General features: G+C 67.9%; 1 protein-coding gene. It reads left to right on the forward strand.

What is annotated here, in order from left to right; all coding sequences use genetic code 11:
- Positions 1-203 precede the first annotated feature (203 nt).
- Entirely contained in the window at positions 204-1,409 is a 1,206-nt protein-coding gene (locus JHN45_RS52255; protein WP_201056549.1) for an IS110 family transposase, read from the forward strand.
- Positions 1,410-1,429 lie beyond the last annotated feature (20 nt).

Consider the following 1,429-nt stretch of genomic DNA (forward strand, 5'->3'; position numbering starts at 1 on the left):
TCCCTAAGAATGTTGGCGGTCCGGGAGGACCGGGTGTGGCTGATGCGGAGTTGCCGTTGATGGCTCAAGGAGAATGGCCGCCCGGTCCTCCGGGACGCTCCGGCCACTGATTGAGAACTGCGGTCATCGCTGGTTAGGGACCTGTCGGCGGGGTGTTCTTCGGACCATGAATTGCTGGTCACGACAGACATGGAGCGACGGGCTTGAGCACGGCTCACGAGCGGATATGGGTCGGCATCGACGCCGGCAAAGGGCATCACTGGGCGGTCGCGGTCGACAGCGACGGCGAGACCTTGTTCTCGACGAAGGTCATCAACGACGAGGCCCAGATCATCACCCTCATTGACACGGCGCGGGACCGGGCGGGCGAGGTGCGATGGGCCGTGGACATCTCCGGTCGCGCGTCCACGTTGCTGCTGGCGTTGCTGATCGCCCGCGGCCAGCAGGTCGTCTACGTGCCCGGCCGGACGGTCAACCGCATGTCCGGCGCATACCAGGGTGAGGGCAAGACCGACGCCCGCGACGCCCGCGTCATTGCCGACCAGGCCCGCATGCGTCCCCAGGACTTCCAGCACCTGGATACACCCCCAGAGCTGGTCACCACCCTCCGGATCCTGACCACCTACCGGGCCGACCTGATCGCCGACCGGGTTCGCCTGATCAACCGGTTCCGCGACCTGCTGGTCGGCATCTGCCCCGCACTGGAGCGGGCCTTCGACTACTCCGCGGCCAAGGGACCGGTCGTCATGCTGACCGAGTACCAGACCCCAGCTGCCCTGCGCCGCATCGGCGTCAAGCGGCTTACGGCCCGGCTGGAACGCCGCAAAGTCCGCGGCGCCGCCGCCGTTGCCGCCAAGGCAGTGGAAGCGGCTCAGTCCCAGATGACCGCCCTGCCGGGCGAGAAGCGGGCCGCCAAGCTGGTCTGCGACCTTGCCCACCAGCTCCTGGCCCTGGACGAGCGGATCAAGGACAACGACCGGGAGATCCGCGAGACGTTCCGCACCGACGACCGCGCCGAGATCATCGAGTCCATACCCGGCATGGGCCCCATCCTGGGCGCCGAGCTCGTCGCCATCGTCGGCGACCTGGGCGGCTACAAGGACGCCGGCCGGCTCGCCTCTCATGCGGGCCTGGCCCCGGTCGCCCGCGACTCCGGCCGCCGCACCGGCAACTACCACCGGCCCAAGCGCTACAACCGACGCCTGCGGCACATCTTCTACCTGTCGGCACAGACCGCGATGATGCGGCCCGGTCCGTCGCGGGACTACTACCTCAAGAAACGATCCGAGGGCCTGCTGCACACTCAGGCTCTGCTCTCGCTCGCCCGCCGCCGGGTCGACGTCCTGTGGGCAATGCTGCGTGACAAGAGGCTGTTCACCCCCGCTCCGCCAGTCACGCAGGCGGCTTGACACGATCATTGAGATTCTCC

Origin of the sequence: Streptomyces sp. MBT53, assembly GCF_016654115.1 — a bacterium.
Taxonomy (GTDB): domain Bacteria; phylum Actinomycetota; class Actinomycetes; order Streptomycetales; family Streptomycetaceae; genus Streptomyces.